Here is a 20955-nt window from a genome sequence, read left to right as displayed (position 1 = left end):
CGCGCACGTTCAGTGTCTTGAATATTACTTCGTGGTATCCAGACTGAACTTGCCCCTACCGGTGCGGGAGTTGAGCGCGTTGTGTGCTTTTGCTGCGTCGGCGAGCGGGTAGGTTCCGCCGTTGACGATCTTCAGCGATCCGTTGCCGACTGCGTCGAACAGCGACTTCATGGACGCCTTGAGGGGAAGGTTCCGGTCGGAGTACAGGCGCGGAAGCCAAAATCCCTCGGCCCTGATGGACTTCTCCAGCAGGGTGTGCACGGGCACGTCGGCGAGGCGTCCGCTGGCGAAGCCGTATACGGCGAGCCGTCCGCGCGGGGCCAGCGCGTTGAGTGTCTCGTGCAGGGTCGCGCCGCCGGTCATCTCCAGGGCGGCCTGAACGTCGCCGCCTGCCGCTTCACGGATCCTCTCGGCCAGGCCCTCCTCGTCGGAGGAGTCGACGGCGGCCGCGGCGCCGAGTTCCAGGGCCAGCTCACGCTTATCCGGGGTGCTGGCGAGCGCGATCACGGTGGCTCCGGCACGGTGGGCGAGCTGGACGGCCAGGGACCCCACGCCGCCGGCGGCCGCGGGGATGACGACCTTCTCTCCCTTAGTGATCTGGGCGACGGTGAAGAGGAGGTGCCAGGCGCTGTTGCCCTGCAAGGCGAGCGGCACTGCCTGCTCGTCGGTGACGTCGTCCGGGATCTCCCAGTTCAGCATGCGGTGCACGGCGACCTTCTCCGCGTACCCGCCGCCCTGTGTCAGGGCCACAACGCGTTTGCCGTTCGGGGTGACGCCGACGACCTCGTTGCCGGGGGTGTACGGCAGGTCAACCGGCGCAAGGTACGTATTGCCCCTAACATGCACATCGGCGTAATTTACGCCCGCAAGTCTCACATCGAGCAGGATTTGCCCGCGCCCGGGCTCGGGGTCGTTTACATCTTCGAGCTGCAAAACCTCAGGGCCGCCGAATTCCCTCATGACGATGGCGCGCACAGTGCTCCTATCGAAGTCGGTCGAGTGCGTACCGCGACAGGCTATGCCATGAGCCGTAGGGCCCTGACCTGGGCCTCTTGCTCCCTACACGTTTCTCACTGAGTGAGAAACGACCTTCGCTTCTCACCCCACAAGAAAGTTTAACCTTGAACTTCTCGGAGGGTGAGAAACGGAATTTGCAGCTTGCGTTAATGCAATCGGACAGACATAGTGATCAGCGCCTCGCCTTGCCAGACGGTGACCCGCAGCTCTTGCTGCCGGGTGTCGGCAGCACGGGAGGACGGTGGCACTAGGTTGGTGTCGGCGGCGGCCTTGACTCGGCTCGCCGGCTCGCCGACCAGGTGCAGTGCCATCGGAGGCGTACGGGGACGGGTGGAGGACACCAATGAACGACCAGGTGCCACAGATGGCGCGACATACAACGACCGCTATCGGGTTGCGCGCCCTCCAATTGCTTCCTCTGAAGGCCTCGTGATCATGCAGCGGTTCGCCACTGCATAACGCCCGCATTCCAGTGCTTGCCGGCCTGAGTGCTTGATGCACCCACTGATGGCTCTCAGCCGACAATACGGCGTCACCGGACAATTCGGCCCATCTCGGCCTGTGGCTCCCTGTTCGCGCGGGGAGAACAGCCGCGTCAGGCGGCTCTCCACAAGCCGTAGGGCCGCTCAACAACTCGATACGCATGGTGGCCGCCCCCCTGTTCGCGCAGGAGAACGGCCACCGGTGACTCGCCCGAGTCAAACGCACCACCAGCGATCGGAACCCAACCAACCCACTGGGGTGCTCTAGCAGGCGTGTGCAACCACGCCGTACTCAGGATAGTCATGCCCAGGATTCAGGGGATCACTTCCCCCGTTTTTTGGACACGGCCGTTCCGAGAGCCAGGGCTCCCCGCATCGCAGAGGGAGCCCTCCGTGCCTTCTTTGTTCATGCCCGCGCTCAAGCGCACCGCCGTCACCCTGCTCGCTGCCGCCGCTGTCACCGGCACCACGCTCGCCACCGCCGGAACGGCTTCCGCGGCCAGCTACTCCTGCAAGACCAGCAGCAGCAAGTCTTTTGACGACCCGTCGTACAACGGCCCCGACTCCGACAACTGGGCGTTCACCGTCAAGTTGTGCGCCAAGCGGTCCGGCGGCTACGTCTACACCACGGCCACGGTCTACTGGGACGGCCCCTACTCGTCCGGCACGAACAACCACTTCACCTTCGACAACGCGCGCTTCCACCTCCAGACCAAGAAGAGCGTGAGCGGCGCGGACCCGGTCGTGAAGTCCGCCAGCTACACCGGGTTGGAAGGCGCGCTCGAAAACAGCAGCGCCACGGGCAACGGCTCGTACAAGACGGGGACGCTCAAGTACAAGGCCGGATCGGGCCGCTACCTCGCCGACGGCTACATCCAGCTGGACTGGTCGGGTGACGGCAAGGGCTACCGGGCCCCCATTCAGTTCTCCGCATCCCCGACCGTGTAGACGCCGCTCCCGTCTCGCACATCCGCACCAGCTGCGTCGCTGACGCCCGGTCAGCGGCTAACCGCTGACCGGGACCGGCCGAGCAGTGAGCCGTGCCTCCGGCTCAATGAGACTGCGCGTTTCCTCCACGTTTGCGGTCCTCGGCCCCGCGGGGTGCCGTCATCCCCGGCGGCACCCCCAACGGCCCCCCACGACGTCATCTGACCCGGGCGCCCCGGATTCGTCTGACGCCGTGGCTCCCCTCTGTCCAGGAGCACCCGTGCCCGCAACCCTGCCTGTCACAAGACCACCCTCGTCACAGCAGCCCACACCTTCAAACGGCCGCCGTGATAACGCACACATCTGGGTCCTCGTGGTTGGGGCCGGCGCAGTCCGCGCGGCGGGATTCAGCTACCCTTTCCTCGCCTACCGACTCGCTGACCTCGGCTTTTCAACGAAAGGCATCAGCGGCGTACTCGCCTTGTACGGCGTGGGCTGGCTCGCCGGTCAGATCCTGTGGGGTCGCTTGGCCGATGTCCTGGGGCGCCGTTCCACTCTGGTTAGCGCAATGCTGCTGGCCGCGGTGGTGCTGCCCTTGTTGGCTGAGGTCAGCAACCCGTTTTCAGTCGGAGCGGCGGCCATCGTCGCGGGCGTCGTCTACGACGCTCCGCGACCGGTCGTCTCTGCGGTCGTCGCCGACGAGGTTCGCGACGATGCCACGCGCGCACGCGTCACCGGATGGCGCCACTTCGCGATCAATGTCGGCGCCGCTATCACCGGCGCCACCGGCGGTCTGCTCGCGGACAGCACTGGCCTCCCGTTGCTCTTCTGGATCAACGCCCTGGCGTGTGCCTTGTTCGCGCTCGTCGCCCTGCGCACCATGAAAGCCGATAGCCCTCGCGCGCTGACGTCTGCTTCCAGCAGCAGCATGCGATCGGCACTGCGGGATGTCCGGCTCGGGCTGCTCTGGCTGGCCAGCCTCCTGGCACTGACCCCGGTGGCCGGGCTGTTCAGCATCATGCCGCTGCTCATGGAGCGCAACGGCTTGCCCGCGTCGGCCTACGGATGGACCCAGGTCGCCAGCGCCGCCGCGGTCCTGATCCTGTCGCTCCCCCTCAACAACTGGCTTGCCCGCAAGACCCGGTCCTCGTCCATGGTGGGGCTCCTGGCTGCCAGCTCCCTGGTGCTGGGGGCAGGGATCGGTTCGGCAGGCCTGGCCTCTTCGACTCTTCAGTACGCCGCGGCCGCGGCCGCCGCCGTGCCCGGCGAGATCGTCGCGTTCGTCGCGGCCACCGCCATCGTGGACCGCATTGCCCCACCGCATGCCCGGGGTCTGTACGCCGGCATCTGGGGCTCGACGCTCGCCAGCGCCATCATCTGCGCTCCCGCGCTCGCGGGCTGGTCCCTCACTCAGGGCGGCCCGGGCCTTGTCGGACTCACCACATTCTCCTGCGGCGTCCTCGGCGCCGCGGTGTGCCTGCCGCTCGGTCTGCTTCTGCGCCAGCCCCGAGCACGCTCTCGGCCCCGCGTCGGGCCTATCCCAGAGGAAGGACGATGATGCGCTCCACCGACAGCGCGCACGCGGCGCGCCCCGTCCTGCTCCTGGGCGCGGGCTCCCGTCCCTATCGCGAGCATCTACTCAAGCGGATCTCAGCCGTGCACTCGATCGTGCTCGTGGACAGCGAACCGTCCTCCTGGGCGAGGCCCTACGTGCATCGAGAGGTGACGGTCGACCTCGCGGACCCGGAGGCTTTGGCGGTTGCCGTCAAGCAGCTCAACGAGGAGACCACGCTGGGCGGCATCTGCACCTACATGGAGCACTACGTCGTAGCCGCTGCCCAGCTTGCCGAGCGGTTCGGCCTGCCCGGTACCTCTCCAGCGTCGGTGGCCGCCTGCCGGGACAAGGCGCGGACCCGACGGGTCTTCGCGGAGCACGACGTAGCGTCGGCCGTCTCCCACCTCGTCGCTGACGAGGACGCGGCCGTGGACGCTGCCCGGTCGCTGGGGTACCCCGTCGTGGTCAAGCCCCGGGGAATGGGCGGCAGCGCCGGAGTGGTCCGCGCCGACACCGACGCTGAGGTCCGCGAGGCCTTCCGGCGCGCAAGCCGGGAGACGGTACTGGGCCTGGACGCCTTTGCGGTGCGTGGGGTCCTGGTTGAGGAGTACCTCGCTGGCCCGGAGATCAGCGCGGAGACCGTCGTACTCGGCCATGACGACGTACGGATCGTGGCCATCACCCGTAAGCGGCTGGGCGCGGAGCCCCGCTTCCAGGAGGTGGGGCACCTGGTCGACGCCGCGGACCCGCTGCTGGGCGATGCCACGGTGGCCCAGACCGTCATCGACGCCGTGCAGGCGCTAGGCATCGAGCGCGGTGTTCTGCACATCGAGCTGCGACTGACGGCCCGTGGTCCCGTCCTGATCGAGGTCAACGCCCGGCCGGGCGGCGACCTCATCCCTCATCTGGTGCGGCTTGCCACCGGCATCGACCTGGCCCAGGCGGCGGCCGCCCTCGCCACCAGTGCGGTGCCCGACCTGGCTCCGACCCATCGGCGTGCGGCGGCGGTGCAGTTCCTGTACCCGCCCGCCACCGGAGTGGTGACCCACCTCAGCGCACCTGCCGCTGTGCGCTTCGAGAGGTGGCTGGACCGGCTTGTCTGGACCCGGCATCCGGGAGATCGGGTCACCGCCCCGCCACATGCCTCCATCGATGACCGGCTCGCCCACTGGGTGGTCACCGGCGCGGACCGTGCCGAATCCGATTGGCGAATCGCCCAGGTGTTCTCGCAGGTCACCGCCCGAATCGGTGCCTCAGTGCACACGACCGCCTGCACCCGCTGACCTCGCTCACCTCCCGTTCCTGCCGCCTGGAGACAGATCCCATGACCGTCGCCGCCACCCCGCTCGTAGCCTCCGCCCGGTCCGTCGCCGACGCCGGCACGGCGGCAGTCGTCGCTCCATACAGCGGCGGCGGGTACGCGGAGGCCCTCGCACGCAAGGGCTGGAAGACCGTCGCAGTCGACCTTGCCGCACGGCTCCGGCCCCTGGCGCTCGCCGGGGCGAGCATCTGCGGGCCGTACGCGGACACCGTGGAGCATCGCGGCTCACTGAGACAAACGGCGAAAGCCCTGCGCGCGCTGGGGGTATCGGCTGTCGTCGCCGGAAGCGCGCCGGGCATAGCCCTGGCCGATCGGATCGCCTCGCTGCTCGATCTCCCCGGCGGAGACCCCGATACCTCACATCTGCGCTACGACCGTGGTGCGCAGGCGGCCGCTTTGGCCGCAGATGGAGTCCCGGCGCCGAACAGCGTGCGCACCACGAGCCTGTCCGAGGCCCTGAAGTGGGCCCAGCTCTTCCCACTGTCCAGCTATGTGCTGGCTCCGGCCGCCGTCGGTGTGCCCGTCGAACCGGTGGTATGCAAGCACGAGCTCCAAGTCAGCGCGGCCTGGCCCGCTATGCGGCGGGCCGCCGCCCGGTACTCCGGAGACGCCCACCTGGTGCTCACCGAGAACCTGCCCGGCCGCCAGTATCTGGTTCACAGCGTGACCATGCCTGGAACGGCGGGGCAGCCGAACCACGTCGTCACTGACATCTGGGCGGAGACGCGGTCTCCCGATGGCAGGCTGGCGCGTACCGATCTGCTGGACCGTCAGCCCCTGCTGACCCGGGCCTTGTCGATGTACACGCTGCGTGTGCTCGATGAACTCGGTGTCGTGCGCGGTCCGGTCATCAGCCGTATCGCCTACGGTGCCACGCGCGGACCTCTGCTGATTTCGGCCCTAGCGGCTCCAGGTCCGTCGCTTGCCGACGAGGCCTTGCGAACCGCCACCGGACGCGAGCGGTTTGCGGACGTGCTGGACGCATGGATCTCGCCCTCCCCCGCCGAACTTGTTCCTGCTCCGACCGATCGCCGGGTCGTGCGCGTCCACCTCCAACCCACCGATGGCGGCCACGGGATCGACCCCTGGTTGGGCCGGATTCTGCGCCAGCTGCCCACGGTGGTTGCCGTGAGCGCGGGCCTCCAGCCGCAGGCCCCGGCCTCTACTCCCTTGGCGGGCGCCGAGGTCGTGCTCAGCAGCGACGAGCCGGAGGCCGTCGAGGCGGACTACCGCGTCATCCGGGCATTGGAGCGCGAGGGCCTGTATCGGGGAGGCCGCCCGTGAGCGTGGTCGGGACACCTCCCGCTCCGGTCGAACGTGCCGCGCCTGCGAACCAGGTAGATCAGCGGCACCCCGTGCACTGGGGCGGGGTACTGCGGTTGCCGTACGCCGCGCGGCTGCTGGGCGCCACTCTCGTGGGGCGGGTGCCGCTGGGCATGATGCCGGTGGCGCTGCTGATTGCCGCGCGGGCGGACGGTCACGGGTATGGCACGGGGGCAATGCTCGCCTCCCTGTACGGCCTCTCGGTGGCCGTCGGACAGCCGCTGCTCGGCCGCCTGGTCGACCGGCGCGGACAGACCCTCACGCTCCTGGGCGGCTGCATCGTGTCAACGGCCGCGCTACTCGTCCTGGCGGCCGCCGAGACCGCCGACCTGCCGATGGCGGCCACAGCGGTGGTCGTTGCGGGGGCAAGCGCCCCTCCGATGGAAGGTGCGCTCAGGGCGCTGTGGCCCGCGCTCACTCCCACGCCACGGCACCTGCGCGCCGCTTTCGCGCTCGACAGCGGGAGTCAGGAACTCGTCTACGTCGTCGGCCCGCTCACGGCCGCTGTTGTGGCCTCTGTGGCAGCCCCCGGGCTCGTCTTCGCCGTGGCTGCTGTCCTCGGGATGGGAGGGGCGCTCGTCGTCGCTGCATCGGCTCCTTCCCGCAGGTGGCGACCCGTTCCGACTCGCCAGGGGGCGCTCGGTGCCCTGCGTTCGGGCGGTTTGCGGTGGATGCTGCTCGTACTTACCGCGATCGGCGCGTCACTTGGGGCATTGTCGGTTGCTGCCCTGGCGGCAAGTGAACGTCATGCCGCCGAGTGGCTGGCGGGCGTGCTGCCCGCAGGGGTCTCGGTGGGGGCGCTTCTGGGCACGGCCGCGTGGACCGCTCTGCCCTTGCCGGTTCCACTCGCTCGACAACTGGCGCTGACCGCCACGGTGTTCGTAGCCGCCTGGGTACCGCTGTGCCTCGACCCGCCGCCGTATGTGGCGCTCGCCCTTGCCGTACTCCCTGGCATGGCCTTCGGCGCGCTGTTGACGTGCGCCTACCAGGTCGTCGCCGACTTGGCGCTGCCCGGCACGCTCGTCGAGGCGTACGGCTGGCTGATTGCGGCCTTCGGACTGGGCCAGGCCCTGGGCACGGCGGCCGCCGGGCCGCTCGCCGGATCCTGGCTCCTTCCGACCGCCGCGGCCGCCCTCGCCCTCCTTCTCGCTGCCCCGGTCTGCCAGCGCCTCGCGCTCCGTACGGCCGCCGCCCGCTCCCTTCGCCCGTCGTCCGAGAGGCCGTCATGATCACACCCACCCCGTCGTCCCGGCCCGCCTCCCACCTCGACCGCGCCCTCGCCGCCAGCCGCGCCGAATCTCGGGCCGCACTCGGCCTGTACCTGCCGCTCGGCTATCCAACGCGCACGGCAAGCCTGGACGCCCTGCATCTGATGGCCCAGTCCGCCGATGTGCTGGAGATTGGTATCCCGCACACCTCACCGGTCCTGGACGGCCCTGTGATCCGGGGAGCCGTTGCCCAGGCCCTGGCCGGCGGGTTCGACATGGACGACGTCTTCACGGCCGCCTCGGAACTCACCGCGTCCACCCCGGCCGCACTGCTGGTCATGTCGTACTGGGCTCCGATCGCGCAGTACGGTCCGCAGGTTTTTGCGAGTCAGCTGGCCGCTGCGGGCGGCGCCGGCGTGCTCATCCCTGACCTCCCCCAGTCGGCGGCCACCGCTTGGAGGGCGGCTGCCGCCACGGCGGGCCTGCACGCCGTTCCTCTGGTCCCATCGGGCGCCTCTGTCGCGCAGCTCGCGGCGATCGGCGCGTCCCACAGCGGCATGGTCTACGCCCCCGCCACCCCCGGCCTGACCGGGTCCCAGCGTCCGCTCAGCTCCGACTTGTCGTGGCAGGTGCACCGGCTTCGCTCCGCGACCCGTCTGCCGGTTGCGGTCGGCATCGGCGTGAGCACACCGGATCAGGCCGCGCATGTCTCGGCGTTTGCGGACGCCGTGGTGGTCGGCTCGGCACTGATCCGCCGAATGCGGGACCGAGCCGACACGCCCGCGACCGCCGCCGCCGAAGTCGCCCGCGACTTCGCCGCCGGAGTACGCCGCGCCCGGCGCTCCGCAGCCTGACCAACAGATCCCCTCAGCACTCACCCGTTCCAGGAGGAGGAACACCCACCATGTCTCATCCCACACCCCAGGTCCCCCGCCTGCGCAGCCTGCCCCTGCTCGCGCTCGGCGTCACGACGGCATTCGCCCTCACCGCCTGCGGTGCCGGCTCGGACACCGGCGCCGCCGACACGGCCGCAAGCTCCGCCTCAACGACGAGCGCGGCCAAGGAGAAGACCACGTTCCGCCTGGGCGAGGCCAGTCCGGCCCAGGAGAGCCAGATGCAAAACTCCGCAGGGGCCACATACACGGTCACGCCGACCAGGGTGGCCACCGGCACCAAGGCCGACATGGACAACTCCGGTCTTGAGCAGGACAAGAAGGACGGCCCCAAGGTGCCCGTGTACGTCTGGTCGACGCTCACGCACAAGAGCGGCAAGGCCATGGCGCTCGGCGACATGGATGACGATCTGGTCGTCAAGACGGACGCAGGCCAGCGCACTCGCGCCCTCATCGTGCTGCTGGGCCAGGCGAAGTGGCCCGACTGCCCTGCTTTCGACCCCGACAAGAAGCTCGCGCCCGGCCAGTCGGAACGCATCTGCACCGCCTTCCTCATCCCGCAGGGCCAGAAGGCGGCAGCAGTTGAGCTCACACAGGGCTTCTACAAGGAGCCCCTGGTGTGGCCCGTGAAGAGCTGATCTGACGTCGCGCCCACTACTCGCACAGCGAGGCGGGCGCGGGACCGCACCCGCCTGCCCCCCACACACACAGCACGGGTGCCCCTCGTATCGACGTGGAGCGCCCGCCCCTTGTCAACTCACCAGGAGTGATCCAGATGCCGTCCCCCCACCAACCTCCTTTCCCACGTCGCATGCATGCCGGTGCCGTCGCCCTCGGTGCGGCGGTGGCGCTGGGCCTCACCGCTTGCGGTGGAGGCTCGGACAGCGGCATGGCCGACAACGCCCCAACGAGCGCTAGCCCCGCCTCGAAGGGCGTAGTGACGAAGGCGACCGCTGAGAAGATCCTCGACACCTACGAGAAGGTCAACAACAGGGCCAACCGCACACAGGATGCCAAGCTGCTGTCCACGGTCGAGGCCGGGCAGGTCAATGCGCAGTCCAGGGCGGATTACAAGCAGTGGGACACCTGGTCGAAGAAGGAGCAGAAGCGCTACGGTTCGCCGTTTTTCTACACGAACCGGAAGTACTACATCCCCACTGCCGGATCAGGTGCTTCCTGGTTCGCCGTGCAGGGCACGTCCAGCAGCGAAAAGGCCAAGTCGCTGGTGGTCTTCGACAAGGTGGGCGGCACCTACAAGATGGTCGCTGCTGTCTGGTTCGACAAGGATGAAACGATCCCGAAGGTCGCTGTCGACCGTAACGGGCATGCCACGCCCGTCGACCCGTCCAAGCGCGTGGGTGCGCTCGCCCCTGATCAGCTCGGCGACACCTTCGTAGACCTGCTGGAGACCGGCGGCAAGAAGTCTGGTGCGCAGCTGGCCTCCACACCGGCCGTCCGCACCCATATCAAGTGGCACAAGGAGCGCAACAAGAGCACGGCTGAGGAAGACCTCAGCTGGCGCACGCTGACCTACGTCGCCGCCGACCCTGCACACCCGAAGGTCTACGCCCTGCGGCTCGCGGACGGCGGCGTGCTCGCCGCCTTCCCGAGCGCGTACAAGGCGGAGTTCCTCCACAAGCAGTACATGAGCGGCGGCCGGATCATCCCAGGGCCCGCGGAGGCGGTCTACAACAGCGCCGAGCGCCCCGTCGTCGTCGACGAGTACCAGGGGCAAGCGATAGCGGCGCTGAGCCCGAACAGCAAGCCGCGGGTCCTGGCCTTCGAGGACGAGATGGTGGCTTCGCGATGACCGCCTCTCATCGGCCTGTCGGCAGCGTCCGGGAGCCGGGCCCGCTGGTCTTCTCTGTGCAAATCCCGGATCCCGCCTGGGAGAAGGATCGCGACGCGCGCCTCGCTGCGTTCGTCCGCGGACGCCTGGACCATGCGGAGGCGACCGGTTGCACCGAGGAACGGAAGTGGGCGGCCGGCGTCCGCGAAATCTTCGCGGAATGGGACGGGAAGCGCGAACTGGCCGCCCTCACGGACAACGACTACTTCAGCGCGCAGGTGAGCGCCCTTGGCTGGGCTCTGCGCTGCGTCGCCCACAGCACATGGCACGACGCACCCGGTTGGGAGCCCGCCTTTCATCCCCAGCCCGCAGACCTGGAAAGCCCCTCGGAGATCCCCTCATGACCACCTCTTCCCAGCCGAATCCCGGCTCCGGCCCGGACCGTGAGTTCGTGCCCGTCTACACCCCACCCGCCTGGTACCACCAAAACCAGTCGCCCTCCGCGCCGCCCGCCTGGTGGTCGACGGAGAGCCCGACGGCTATGCCAACCGCGCCGACACTCGGCTGCAAAGTGTGCGGCGTTGCACCCATTGCTCCGGTCACGATTCGCGCCCACCAGGGCCTGATCCTCGCCATGCGATGGCACACGCTCGACGGCCCCTTCTGCGCCATCTGCGGTATTGCCCTGGTGCGGAAGATGACCACCAAGACGCTCTGGCAGGGCTGGTGGGGCGTCGGCTCCCTCATCTTCGGGACCCCGTTCGCCTTGGCCTCCAACTGGGCCGCCTACCGCAAGCTGCGTCGGCTCCAGCCAGCCGTCCCCGTACCCGGCAGGCGTCAGCTCCCGCTCGGCAAGCCCATCCTGCACCGCCCGCTGGCGTACGTCGCGCTCATCCCCCTGATCTGGGCCGCGTGGCTCATCACCGGCGCCCTGACCCACTAAGAGAGGGCCGAGTTGGCCAGCACTGCACCACAGAAGGCCCGTACGACGGTGGCACAAGAAGAAGCAGGTGCCACCCGACCAGGCGGCACCGCTCATGCACGAAGGGTCATGCAGGTAGTAGAGGCCTTCACCTATTTGTCTGGCCTCGATCACGGTCCTAGCGAAATCGCAGCAGCCACGGGGCTCCACCCGACCGTGGTCTATCGAATCTTGCAGTCCGGCACTCCCAGCCTCTTCGTTCGCAGGCCCGCCGGGCGGTACCGGCTCGGGCCCGGCGCGGCGCGAATCGGCATGCAGGCGATGGCGGCGGCCGCGCCCGGCCCTCAGGCGTCTCGCCTGGTCCTGGAGCGGCTCAGCCGGGTCCTGGACGGACTCGCGCTGTTGTGGGTCCTCTCCCCATACGGCCAGCCTGGGCGGGTGATCAGCGACGCTGCGGGGCGGTACAGTCTCGACGCTCTGGGCCTGAGCGTGACCGACTTCGTCCAACTGGGCAGCACGTTGCGTGTCGGTGCCTCCGGGCGAGCGATCGCGGCACATCTGCCTACGCACATGATCGCCTCCATAGCGGAGGAGGCTCTTCCCGACGCCGCCGGACCGGGCGCACTCCAGTCGGCCGACTTCCGCGCATCTCTGGAGACCGTCCGGCAGACCGGATACGCCGTGGGCTACGAGGAGATGACCGGGTGGGCCGAGATCGCCGCGCCGGTCATGTGGGGCGATGCCATCTACGGAGCCGTCTCCGTACTGATGCCCGCCCCGCTGATGCCGCAAGACTTGCAGGTTCCGGTCGCCGCGACGATGGCGGCCGCCAGAAAGATCGAGTCGGGCGGTACCGGCACCACCCCAATACCCTGGTGGGACAGCGGGCGCTGCGCTGGCTGACAAGGCCACCGAGCAACGGCTGAAAGGGCGGGCCGTTCACAGCGAACATTCGTCTTCAGCGCCTTGGGAAACACGTGGGCGCGAAAGCGCTGGCGGAGCATGCCGGTTCCTCACTCCCCGGGGTAAAGCAGCGGGATTGTCTCTGCGTACAGGGAGACCCCACCAGTTCGGATCGCTGGTGGGGTCTCCCTGTGTGGGGGACTGATGCCCATAGCGTCGCCCCTGGTGGCGTCCGACCTGCCGGTGCGATCCGATTCTGGACACCTGATGGTGATCATCTTACTCTCGGGCATGTTGATCTCCTTGACAGACGCTGCCCCGCTGGCGCTGAAGTAGGCGCAGCCCTCAAGTACACCTGTCAAATTTTTCGCTGCGCGAAATGAGACCAAGCACGTCGGCCGATATGGACGGCCTATTGCGCCACACGAAAGCGCCCATTGCGGCTCGCGCGCATAGACAGACCAAGCCTCCGCTACCTGCATCTTTGCGTCTCGCGGAATCCAACGGATCGACGACCATTGCGTCACGCGTAAAAAGTTGACATGCCCCTGGAACATTCAATTGACTTCCGTCACGTCCCTACCGGCAATGCCATTTCCAAGGAATGCCAAAACCTCGAACGGGGAAGTTCGCATGAAGTTCCGCACTACTGGGCGTCTGATCGCCTCAGCCACGCTGGCCCTGTCTGTGACCGCCGGCGCGATGGCGACCACCGCCTCGGCCGCCCCTGCCGCGGTCGGCAAGAGCGCCTGCAACAAGTCGGTGAAGCTGGACACCCGGGTCTCCGCCACCGTCAAGTTCAGGACGGGGCCGGGGACCAAGTACACGGCGAAGGGGCAGCTCGCCGAGGACACCCGCGTGTACTGGGCCTGCAACCGCGGATCCACCGGCTCCGACAAGAGCTGGTCGTACCTGAAGGTCAAGAACGGCGCGCACAAGGGCAAGTGGGGCTGGGTTTCCCAGCGCTATGTGCCTGTGCCGATGCAGTTGGACTGACCGGCCTCCGCCCCCCAGGACAGAACCTCCGCAGCTACGCAGAGCTGCACTCCACGGCATCCGAGGACGGAATACCCCCATGCCACAACTGACGAAGCGCTCACGGGCCCGCGCCGGCGCCACCCTCGTGGCGACCCTGGGCCTTGCCCTCACCGCAGGTCTGGCCGCCACTCCCGCCTCCGCGGATAGCTCCGGCCGCGTGTTCAGCAACGGCCGCGGCGCCGAGGGCTGGTACTACTACGGATCCGAACGGATCTACGCATGTGACATCAAGACCGACGGCTACAGCGCACTCACCCGCGTCTTCGCCAAGGACGGTCGACTCCTCACCAGCGTCAAGGACAACTACAACAACGACGCGTGTACCTCGAAGAAGCCCACGCTGTTCGAGGGCACGCACCTGATCCAGGTGTGCGTAGTCAAGACCGGGAAGGCGCCCAAGAACTGCTCCGCGAAGCGCGAGTGGTACGTCGACTGACGTCCTCCGATCAACCCCGGAACGACATCCACAGGCAATAGCGAGGACGAACATGAAGACACTCCTGGGCCGCGCCACGGCCGTGACCGCGCTCGGACTCACCCTCACCGCAGGTGTGGGCATCTCGGCGGCAGCACCGGCTATGGCGGCCGACAGCTTCAACCAGCAGATCACCTGCAAGAAAGCCGACGTGCGTACCAAGCCGAACGGCAAGGGCAAGCACGTGATGTACGTGTACGAAAAGGGCAAGGATTACGGCCACATCACCAAGTCGTGGCTCAACAAGAACGACACCATCTCGTACTGGTACGGCACCTGGCACCACGGCAAGACCGCCAAGAAGGGCTGGGTGAAGTTGGCCTGCGCCGACCCGCGCGCGGTCTGATCACCTCCTCGTTCTTGCCAGATGACGCCACCGGGCGGGTCCGTTGCGGCCCCGCCCGGTGGCATACGTATTCGCCACGCGAAATCTTATGGATGCGCCCCTCATTGCGGAATGCGAAAAAATTCGACAGGGCGAATAGGCCACGCTGCAACTGCCCTTTCAAGGAATTCACGACCAGGAGGGAAGTCCCTTGAGTATCCGTATGCGCGCAGTATCCGTAGGCCTGACTGCCAGCGTCCTTCTGGGCGGGGCCGTCGCACTGGCCCCGGCGGCGAACGCTGTCGGTTCGTCGAAGTGCAACGTCAAGGACAACCTGCCCGGCAGCGTGTGGGAGACCACCACGAGCAACGTGAACCTCCGGAGCGGTCCGGGAACGAGCTACAGCTCCAAGGGCCAGCTCGCCAAGGGAACGGATTTCACCTACCACTGCACCTACGAGACCAGTGACGGCAAGAACCTCTGGTACTACAGCACCATCCGGCAGGGTGCCCACAAGGGCGTCAAGGGATGGGTCTCCTGGAGGTACGCGGGCGTCGCGTAGGCCCCACCGCCTCCCACTCAGGGAGGGCGCCAACGCAGGGCGGGCACCCCACGGGGGCCCGCCCTGCGCCGTTCGGGGACCTGACCCTCGACTTGGCGTCCCAGGGCCCCCACCTGCCGGCGGGCGGCCCTCTCTCGGCGTGCAGGCAGTCAGCGAGGCGTCCGGCTTACTCTGCGGAGAGCGAGATCGGGCATCGGCTCGTGGACGTCCCATTCAATGAGATTGGCCCCCTGGCGCTGGTAGTGCGCCTGCTTGATGCTCTTGCGCTTTTCGTAGGCCTCGCGGCCGCGGATCCCGTACACCTCTACGTAGGCGTGCGGTGCGACGTCGGTCAGGACAAAGTCCGGGAAGACAGCGTCCGTCCCGTCGTACCGAACAGGCTTGACGAAAGCGCGACCGTGGTCGGCGAGTGCGTTGCCCATGGCTACCTCGTGACTGGAGTCAGCAGGAATGTAGAGGCGGTTCAGCAGCATGGCCGCCATGTCAACGATGGTGAGGTGCCCCTTGGGGCTGAGCTCGACAAGGAACAGCCCCACGCGGCGGGCGTCGTGCTCGGCGCCGGCCTCGGCAAAGACGTGCCGGTAGGAACGTCGCACACGCTCATAGAGGGCCGCGGACACGAAGAGAGGGGCCCGCTGGTGGGCGAGCGCGTACCGCGCACCGTACTGGGTGGGAGTGACGGCCTTGATCTCGCCGAGGATCAGGCCCCGGTGCTCCTTCAGACCATGGCGGCCAAGCCGTGCCCTGAAAGCCCCGAACGCTGCCAAGTTCCGCTCGGCCGTCTCCCGGTGGAACGGCGGCACGATGTAGAGCGCCGTGCTCGCCGGGTCCTGGTTGATGGAACAGTCCTCGATCTGCTGACACAGTCGCGCATGGCAGATCCACCAGTTCCGGCGTCGCCATCGTGGATGCCAGGCAGTCAACTGGGATTCTTCCCATAGCCAGTGGAGCATGCCCAACAGGCCTACCGCACGGCGGCTCCGCCCTTCCGCCTGCTCTCCGGACGACTTGGCGGTCGGAGGCTCGGTGAGGTTGCGGGCAAGGACAACGTCGAGGCGAATAGAGACGCCGTTTTCGCCTTCTCGGATGGCTTCGGCGCTGTATGCTTCCCGGCCGCTCAGGCCGGGGGCGAGTTTGTGGAACGGACACGCGGCCTCATGCCGCTCGCCCTCGCCCGGCCAGCCCGCCAAGTGGTAGCGGCCGGCACGGCTGCACCGGATGACGAGTCGCAGGGCGGGAGTGCGGCACAGGCATTCGGCGTGACCAATCTCGGCCTTGGCCCGGCTGAACAGGGTGGCGTACTCGCCCGCGTTTTCACGCAATCTCGACAGAGCCAGGGTCCGGCCTCCCAGCCGTACGCGACCATCCGCCTCATATGCCATCGCCGCCCCCTGTCCGACGTGATTCACTTCGGAGGACCGTACTGGTCCTTGGATACAACTTCAGACTCGCCCCCCATTCCGGTACTCGTAGGCTGTCGTCCATGGAGTTGTCTGCGCCTGCCGAGGCCCTGTTGCTCGTCACCGCCAACACGGTGCCCGGAACCGATCCCGAGGACCTGGGACAGCGCCTCGCCGACACCGTCGTGCACCTGCCTGTCCCCGCAGCTGCGGTGATCGGCACCAGCGAGGTCCCGGCAGACATTCGCGAGCGCACTCGGGAACTAGCAGAGCGTCAGGGCATGGCCGACGGCGCCGCAGACCTCGTGATGTACTTCGCCCGCCTCTGGCTGCGCCCCAGTTCGGAATTGCAAGCCGACGGGACCGATATTGCCATCGCCTGCCGAAACCTCTGGGAGGAGCGTCTTCGCGGAGTCGACGGCTCGGGCCTGACTGAGGTGACGTGTCTGCCGGCTTCGGCAGAGATCTGGTTCCGGGGTGCGCTGCGCTGTACAGCACTGGCGACCACGGCAAACGCCCCAGCTGGCCTGATCCCGGACGCGGTGTGAACGGACGGGGCAATCCGCACCGGTCAGGGCGTCGGCTGCCCCCACTTCCTGGATATTGCCGCCGCGCTTGCGCCGGGCGCCCGTCGTCTCGGGTGACGTTGTCTCTCAGAGGTCGGCGGAAGCGGAAGGAGTATAGCTATAGCGTTCGGGACCCCTCCGGCGGGCGCGCCCCTATTGTGGACGCCAGGTTCACTTGCTATCCGGCGGAGGTGCCCAAGAGTGCGCGACATCCTTGTAGGGATCTTTCTGGGCTTCGGGGTGCTAGCGCTCATCATCGCGTTCATCTGGATGGTATGGGCTTCCCACGAGGAGGCGTGTCCGCCCACCGCGGAGTGCATCGTGGTCGTCCGTTGATTACGCGAACACGACTGCTCGGTGATGTTGGTCGGGTCAGGCAGGTGCCGTGAGGCTAGCTGGGGCCGCCGCAAGTCGGCGGTATCACACCTGGCCCATGCCGGACGAACACCGGTTCCATGGCACGGAAAAGCCTTGTCCGCCACGTCGACACAGAACCAAATCTTCCTCACCGACAACACCAAGTGAGACAGCGCGGCAGAAGTGCAATCGAGAGGCAACATCAACTGAGATTCCGTTCTCGACCTGTCTCACCCGCTCTTGTATCAGCCCAGGTCGCCGCAGCCGCCGTTGGCCGGTGAGCCGGGTGGCGCGAGGATAGAGTCGTCGGGTCGCCACGCGAGCCCCGGGAGTTGCCGTGGAGAGTTACCACCTCAGGCGTGGGCAGGTGTACGCACCGTGCGGGCAACCCGAGGAAGCGGTGACCCGGTGCGTACGGATCGTGCGCCCGGGCGGGAAGCGGGTGCGTATCGCGGACGCGGCCACCGGCCGCCGTGAGCGGGAAGTCGACGTCGGCAGGCTGCACGAGTTCCCCACGCGGAACGGGGTCCTGCGGCGCACCGGGTACTTCCTCGTGGAGACGCAGGAGTGGCTGTGGTACCTCACGGACCGGGCCCTGCGTAAGTACCCGTACACCGTCTCCAGCACGTCGATCGGGCAGGACGTCAGCCGCGGCGGCTACGTACGGCTGGAGCGACAGCCCGCGCTGGAGGCGGTGCGCATTCTCGTCGCCACGTTGGAGGCCGCGGACTGGACCGTGGAGCCGGCCACGACCTACCCAGACGAGCTGCGCGTCCGCTTCCAGGGACGGAACCGGTGCCCGTCCATGTACGTCGTGCCGTCCGAGGGGCGTCAGTACTGCACGCGGTGGCGTGGCCACTCCGACGAGCACCAGGACGACCGGACGCTGCACCAGTGGGAGGACGACGCCCCGCAGCCACCGGCGTGGTGGCTGTCCGGACAGGGCCTGCCCGAGTCTGCCCGGGCCACTGTCTGAGGCGGAGCCGTTCTCGCTGGCCCGAGCCCGGCCAAGACTTCCCGCTGGCGCCTCCGGGCATGCGGAGGCGTACTGGAAGCGGGAGGTGACCTCGATGACGAGCCCACCGAGTAGCTACTGCCGCGCGGCCTCGTTGATCGTCGACATTGGGGACCCTGAGTTCCCGTTCCGGCGCTCCGTGGAGATCAGTGCAACCGATCGGCGTCTGACGGCGACAGAGCAGGCGACTGTCCAGGAACGTATGGCTCCGGATGAACTGAGCACCGCTTCCTTGGAACAGTTGGCTGGTGGCGCTCCATCGCCGGAAGGCGGGACCGCAGCCTGGTACCGGGGTTCCAACGCAACAGGGGCTCTCGCTGCCCTGTGCAACTACAGCGTCCCTTCGGAGGGAGCTGGCTTCCTGCTGGGATTCCTCACATCGCCGCAGGTATGCGTGCCCCTTCTCGATGCCCCTACCAGCGACTGGCCGTCACTACAGAATGCGTTGCAGATGGCGTCTGCGATAGCGCTCGCCCCGACGGCGCCGGGTCCTCTTGGCCAGCCAGTTTGGACGCTGGTTGCCTACAGGCCGGCGATGCTGTTTCTGGTGCGGACGGTCAGCGCGGAGGATCGTGCTGTCTCTCTCGCTGAAGATCTCGCCCAGCAGATCCGCGGCGCTTTCGGGCTGTGACAGCGCTCCGGCGGGCTGCCCAGCCTGGCTGTCCCCGCTCAAGCACAAGAACCTCTTCAAAGAAGCCGCGTACGGCGAAAGACGCTGACTGCGCGTCCGCCGTCGAGGCCCTGGGGGCCCCTAGGCCGCCGCTACGCTGGCTGGGTGACTTCCGCCCCGCTGGCTCTCAAGCGCCCGCTCAGTGAAATGCCCTGCGACCCCGGCTACATCCAGTTGTCGTATCAACTGGATGCGTCGTTGGACAACAGCGACCGCGAAGACACGCTAGAGAAGTGGCGGGTGACCGCCCACCTGGGTGAGGACGGCTTGGGTGTGGAAGACATCCCGCCCTGTGACCGGTGCACTGCCAGGTGGGACCGGACCGAGGCCGAAGGCGGGTTCATCGACGAGGACGAGGAGTGCCCGCACCGCCTCCACGTCGGTGTGCTGGAGCTGGTCAAGGTCCGCTGGGGCGGTTCGCAGAACCCCTTCTGGGCGATGGAAGAGGAATCGCAGAACCTCTACGAGATCGCCGAGACCGTCTTCAACGACGAGCGCAACGGCTACACCGAGGAGTTCGAGGAACTCACCGAGGTCTGGGGCGAGGACCTGCTCGTCCTCGACAAGGCCGAGCTCGTCGAGGAGTGGCGGGGCTTCGGCCTGGGACCGATGATCGCCGCGGACGCCTTGCGCCGCCTGGCGCCCGGCTGCCGCGCGGTGATGGTGCATCCCGCTCCGATCGACGCGACGGGCATGAGCAAGGACGAGTGGGCCCGGGCCCGTGACCGTCTGCGCGAGCTGTGGGCGACGCTCGGGTTCGTCCCGTACGGCGACACCCCCTACATGATCTTCGCGACCTGCTGGGCCGCCCCGGAGAACAAGCAACACGCCCTGCGCACGGCGAGCCGTGAGCTGAGCAGCCAGTGGCGAGCGGCACGGCGGCACGGCTGAGGCCGGCCACGACTCAACAGACCCGCCGTTTGCCCCACCGATCAGGAAGCAGAACCCCGTGTCCAAGGTGTACGAAAATCTGCCCTCTTCCGTTACCGAGGCTGGCGAGAATGTGCTGCGCGCCTACACCGAGGGCACCGTCCCCACCACGGACCCGAGCCTTCTACAGACGGCCGAGGCCATGCTATTCGCCGAGGCCTCAGCTCTCGAAGCCGTCGCCCTCCTGACCGAACGCCAGAATTCCAGCAGCGACCTGATGTTCGCCGAGCTCCTGGAGGAGCCAGTCTTCACGGACCTGGCGCCCACGATCCTGTCCATGCTGCGTTTCTTGCGCGCCCGCATCGCCGGCCACGACCCTGTCCTGCGCCTCGATCCCTCCACACCCCAGCCCGCCCTGTGTCTCCTTCTGCTGGCCGGACAGGCCCTGGTCAGTACCGCAGCCGACCGGCCTGGCACCCAGCCGGTCCGCGATGCGCTCGCCGAGTGCCTGCACCGGCTGGCCACCGCCCCCGCCGAAGAGCGCTACCCCGCCGGAGATCTGGGATTCGGCCTCGATGACCAGCAGCGCGACGAGGTGGACGAAGAGACGTACCTGCTGGACGAAGTCCGCAAGGTCCTCACTGAGTCCGTTCCACTGCGTCGGGTCCTGACCCCCGTGCGGGGCGAGGGAGAGCCGGTGTTCCTGGCCGTGGATCTCGCGGCCCGGCCCGATGTGGCTGACCTGCTGCGGATGCTGGCAACCGACCCGCCGGCCGGGGGCGCGGACACCTCGACCCGGTGGCGGGCCTTCGCGGCACCGGCTGCCAGTCTGATCCGGCTGGAGATCGAATGGCTCCAGCCCGTGAGCACCACCCTGGCCGTCGTCCTCGACGTTGACGAGTACGCACCGGCCCTCGATACCCTCACCCGTTCCGACCACGTGCAGCTGTCCGCCACCGACCCTGTCGGCCAGCCGCGAGACGCCGTCATCCACAGCGTCAAGGTCCCCACCAGCGGACCCGAACTGCGCCACCTGCTCACCGAGGCCGCCCGGCGGCGCCAGGACTGAGACGGTTCTACAGGTGCGGGTGCTGCCGCCCCAGCACCTAAAACGCGGCAGGCCCGGGAACGACCGACAGGGCCCGCACCGGCGGTCCTCGAAGGTCAGCGTGGAGATCCGAGGCAGTCCCGCCTTCATCAATACGGTCACCACCTCCACGGCCAAGCTGCCGCCTTCCACGGCGCGCCCCGTTGTCTTCTACCAGCGCGGATCGGCCTCGATCAGTCGACGGGCCTGATGGACATGGACCGGGGTCTGAGGAACATCGGCGCCAGAT

The 20955-nt window shown here is 67.9% G+C and carries 22 protein-coding genes; 20 read left to right on the top strand and 2 right to left on the bottom strand.

Annotated elements, in window-relative coordinates; genetic code table 11:
* Positions 1–24: 24 nt before the first annotated feature.
* Positions 25–975: a quinone oxidoreductase family protein gene (locus ACWD26_RS29905; protein ID WP_451275066.1), complete on the bottom strand. Its 951-nt coding sequence runs from the start codon at positions 973–975 to the stop codon at positions 25–27.
* 932 nt (positions 976–1907) lie between these two features.
* On the opposite strand from ACWD26_RS29905, the gene ACWD26_RS29900 reads away from it, so the two are divergent.
* From ACWD26_RS29900 to ACWD26_RS29830, 15 genes are all read left to right on the top strand, one after another.
* Positions 1908–2447, top strand: coding sequence for a hypothetical protein (locus tag ACWD26_RS29900; protein ID WP_451275111.1), 540 nt, complete (start codon positions 1908–1910; stop codon positions 2445–2447).
* A gap of 259 nt (positions 2448–2706) precedes the next feature.
* Positions 2707–3984 (top strand): MFS transporter, encoded by a 1278-nt coding sequence (locus ACWD26_RS29895; RefSeq protein ID WP_451275065.1) that lies wholly within the window; start codon positions 2707–2709, stop codon positions 3982–3984.
* Complete coding sequence (locus ACWD26_RS29890) at positions 3981–5264, top strand: ATP-grasp domain-containing protein (RefSeq protein WP_451275064.1); 1284 nt, start codon at positions 3981–3983, stop codon at positions 5262–5264. The genes ACWD26_RS29895 and ACWD26_RS29890 overlap by 4 nt, the downstream gene beginning before the upstream one ends.
* Before the next feature lie 41 nt (positions 5265–5305).
* Positions 5306–6586: a hypothetical protein gene (locus ACWD26_RS29885; protein ID WP_451275063.1), complete on the top strand. Its 1281-nt coding sequence runs from the start codon at positions 5306–5308 to the stop codon at positions 6584–6586.
* Complete coding sequence (locus tag ACWD26_RS29880) at positions 6583–7854, top strand: MFS transporter (RefSeq protein ID WP_451275062.1); 1272 nt, start codon at positions 6583–6585, stop codon at positions 7852–7854. Before ACWD26_RS29885 ends, ACWD26_RS29880 begins: the two co-directional genes overlap by 4 nt.
* Positions 7851–8687: a tryptophan synthase subunit alpha gene (trpA, locus tag ACWD26_RS29875; protein ID WP_451275061.1), complete on the top strand. Its 837-nt coding sequence runs from the start codon at positions 7851–7853 to the stop codon at positions 8685–8687. The genes ACWD26_RS29880 and trpA overlap by 4 nt, the downstream gene beginning before the upstream one ends.
* 50 nt (positions 8688–8737) lie before the next feature.
* Positions 8738–9364: a hypothetical protein gene (locus ACWD26_RS29870; RefSeq protein WP_451275060.1), complete on the top strand. Its 627-nt coding sequence runs from the start codon at positions 8738–8740 to the stop codon at positions 9362–9364.
* A gap of 173 nt (positions 9365–9537) precedes the next feature.
* Entirely contained in the window at positions 9538–10536 is a 999-nt protein-coding gene (locus ACWD26_RS29865; protein ID WP_451275059.1) for a hypothetical protein, read from the top strand.
* Positions 10533–10919, top strand: a complete 387-nt coding sequence (locus ACWD26_RS29860; RefSeq protein ID WP_451275058.1) for a hypothetical protein — start codon at positions 10533–10535, stop codon at positions 10917–10919. Before ACWD26_RS29865 ends, ACWD26_RS29860 begins: the two co-directional genes overlap by 4 nt.
* 230 nt (positions 10920–11149) lie before the next feature.
* Positions 11150–11458: a hypothetical protein gene (locus ACWD26_RS29855; protein ID WP_451275057.1), complete on the top strand. Its 309-nt coding sequence runs from the start codon at positions 11150–11152 to the stop codon at positions 11456–11458.
* Positions 11459–11566: 108 nt separating this feature from the next.
* A complete protein-coding gene (locus ACWD26_RS29850) occupies positions 11567–12340 on the top strand; it encodes an IclR family transcriptional regulator domain-containing protein (RefSeq protein WP_451275056.1) in 774 nt (257 codons plus the stop codon).
* 633 nt (positions 12341–12973) lie between these two features.
* On the top strand, positions 12974–13336 hold the full coding sequence (locus tag ACWD26_RS29845) for a hypothetical protein (protein WP_451275055.1): 363 nt from the start codon (positions 12974–12976) through the stop codon (positions 13334–13336).
* 79 nt (positions 13337–13415) lie between these two features.
* Complete coding sequence (locus ACWD26_RS29840; RefSeq protein WP_451275054.1) at positions 13416–13814, top strand: hypothetical protein; 399 nt, start codon at positions 13416–13418, stop codon at positions 13812–13814.
* Positions 13815–13866: 52 nt separating this feature from the next.
* On the top strand, positions 13867–14199 hold the full coding sequence (locus ACWD26_RS29835; RefSeq protein WP_451275053.1) for a hypothetical protein: 333 nt from the start codon (positions 13867–13869) through the stop codon (positions 14197–14199).
* A gap of 202 nt (positions 14200–14401) precedes the next feature.
* Complete coding sequence (locus ACWD26_RS29830) at positions 14402–14740, top strand: SH3 domain-containing protein (protein ID WP_451275052.1); 339 nt, start codon at positions 14402–14404, stop codon at positions 14738–14740.
* Between the two features lie 149 nt (positions 14741–14889).
* Here ACWD26_RS29830 and ACWD26_RS29825 read toward each other — a convergent pair whose 3' ends face one another.
* Positions 14890–16149: a DUF1173 family protein gene (locus ACWD26_RS29825; protein ID WP_451275051.1), complete on the bottom strand. Its 1260-nt coding sequence runs from the start codon at positions 16147–16149 to the stop codon at positions 14890–14892.
* 74 nt (positions 16150–16223) lie between these two features.
* Between ACWD26_RS29825 and ACWD26_RS29820 the strand changes: the two genes are divergently transcribed.
* The 5 genes from ACWD26_RS29820 (at position 16224) to ACWD26_RS29800 (ending at position 20687) form a co-directional block, all read left to right on the top strand.
* A complete protein-coding gene (locus tag ACWD26_RS29820; protein ID WP_451275050.1) occupies positions 16224–16688 on the top strand; it encodes a hypothetical protein in 465 nt (154 codons plus the stop codon).
* A gap of 712 nt (positions 16689–17400) precedes the next feature.
* Positions 17401–18039 (top strand): hypothetical protein, encoded by a 639-nt coding sequence (locus tag ACWD26_RS29815; protein ID WP_451275049.1) that lies wholly within the window; start codon positions 17401–17403, stop codon positions 18037–18039.
* Between the two features lie 85 nt (positions 18040–18124).
* Entirely contained in the window at positions 18125–18709 is a 585-nt protein-coding gene (locus ACWD26_RS29810; protein ID WP_451275048.1) for a hypothetical protein, read from the top strand.
* A 144-nt stretch (positions 18710–18853) separates the two neighbouring features.
* Positions 18854–19639 (top strand): hypothetical protein, encoded by a 786-nt coding sequence (locus ACWD26_RS29805; RefSeq protein ID WP_451275047.1) that lies wholly within the window; start codon positions 18854–18856, stop codon positions 19637–19639.
* 58 nt (positions 19640–19697) lie between these two features.
* Positions 19698–20687 carry a hypothetical protein gene (locus tag ACWD26_RS29800; protein WP_451275046.1) on the top strand — a complete coding sequence of 330 codons (990 nt, stop codon included), beginning with the start codon at positions 19698–19700 and terminating at the stop codon, positions 20685–20687.
* Positions 20688–20955: the final 268 nt, after the last annotated feature.

The organism is Streptomyces sp. NPDC002787 (genome assembly GCF_053592095.1).
Note: the sequence above shows the minus strand (reverse complement) of the source record. Positions and strands in the feature narration are given on the sequence as shown.